3 protein-coding genes are annotated in these 1424 nt (G+C 74.7%); all 3 read right to left on the reverse strand.

Annotation, left to right across the window (positions count from 1 at the left end):
• A partial coding sequence (locus CBZ_RS20300; RefSeq protein WP_130783225.1) for a response regulator occupies nt 1-517 on the reverse strand: 517 nt, incomplete at its 3' end.
• Nucleotides 514-933 carry a substrate-binding domain-containing protein gene (locus CBZ_RS20305; protein WP_130783226.1) on the reverse strand — a complete coding sequence of 140 codons (420 nt, stop codon included), beginning with the start codon at nt 931-933 and terminating at the stop codon, nt 514-516. The genes CBZ_RS20300 and CBZ_RS20305, both read right to left, overlap by 4 nt.
• Nucleotides 934-988: 55 nt before the next feature.
• Nucleotides 989-1424: methyl-accepting chemotaxis protein (locus CBZ_RS20310; protein ID WP_246013576.1), on the reverse strand; the 436-nt coding region annotated here is incomplete at its 5' end.

The raw sequence follows: 1424 nt of genomic DNA on the forward strand, positions 1-1424 counted from the left end.
GCGCGGTGCCGAGCGGGCGCCGGAGCGCGCCGGGACGGGCGGGGCCCGCCGGGGTCGCGGCGGCGTGCAGGGCCGCGCCGTGGTCCGGTCCGACCGCGGGCTCGGTGTCGCGCGGGACGAGCGCCACGATGCGCGGCACGAGGTCGTGCGCGACGCGGGCCAGGGCCTCGTGCACGGACCCCTGCCCGGCGGGCTTCGTCACGTAGTCCGTGGCACCCGCCGCGAGGGCGTCGAGCGTCGCGATCGCGCCGCGCTCGGTGAGCGTCGAGAACATGACGATCGGCATGCGGTGCCCGGCGGCGCGCAGGGCGGCGACCGCCTCGATGCCGTTCATCTCCGGCATCTCGATGTCCATCGTCACGAGGTCCGGCTGAAGCTGCGCGACCTTCGACTGGGCGAGGCGCCCGTTGGCGGCGACGCCGACGACCTCGATGCGACGGTCGGCGGCAAGGACGTCGCTGACGATCCGGCGGACGACGACGGAGTCGTCGACGACGACGACGCGGATCCGGCTCACGCGGCACCCCCGAGCGCGACCTGCACGTCGGTGGCGACGTCGGGCTCGTAGGGGACGACGACGACGCCGCGACCGCGGGCCTGCTCGAGGACGGCGTCGAGCGAGCCGGCGTCGACCGGGACGGCGACGAGGGCGTCCGCACCGCCGTCGAGCAGCGAGCGGACCTGCGCGACCTGGGTGGGCGCGTCGGACGCGTAGTGGACGCGCACCCCGTACCCGAGCTGCGCGAGGCGCTGCACCAGCACGTCCCCCTCCTTCGCCCAGCCGGCAGCGGGCAGGGCGACCCCGACCAGCCGGGTCGCCTGCCAGCGCGCGAGCGCGTCGCCGGAGACCTCGCCGCCCCCCGTCTGGTGGGCGAACGCGGCCGCCACGGCGAGCGCCATCACGGACGCTGCCCAAGCCTGTCGTCGCGACATCCCTGTCTCCTTCGTTCCGCCGGGCCGTCCGTGGCCCGGTGGTTGCCCACCTTCGTCAGAAGGTGAACGCTGACACCCGTTCGCGCAGGTCGGCCGACATCTTGGCGAGCTCGGTGACCGAGTCGCCCATCTGCGTGAGGACCTGCGAGCTGGACGCGGCCGAGGTGGCCACGCCGGTGATGTTCGCCGCGATCTCGCCGGAGCCGGTGGCGGCCTCGACGACCCCGCGGGACATCTCGTTGGTCGTCGCGGTCTGCTCCTCGACGGCCGACGCGATGGTCATCTGGTAGTCGTTGATCGACGCGATGATCGTGCCGATCTCGCCGATGGCGGCGACGGCGCCCGTGGTGTCGGCCTGGATGGCCTCGACCCGGCGCGCGATGTCCTCGGTGGCCTTGGCCGTCTCGGACGCGAGCTCCTTGACCTCGCCGGCGACGACCGCGAAGCCCTTGCCGGCCTCCCCGGCGCGCGCGGCCTCGATCGTCGCGTTG

This window comes from Cellulomonas biazotea, assembly GCF_004306155.1.
In the GTDB taxonomy this organism is placed as follows: Bacteria; Actinomycetota; Actinomycetes; order Actinomycetales; family Cellulomonadaceae; genus Cellulomonas; species Cellulomonas biazotea.

Excerpts from the sequence above, each read along its gene's own strand:
- CBZ_RS20305 (WP_130783226.1), bottom strand. The coding sequence starts at position 933 with ATGTCGCGACGACAGGCTTGGGCAGCGTCCGTGATGGCGCTCGCCGTG.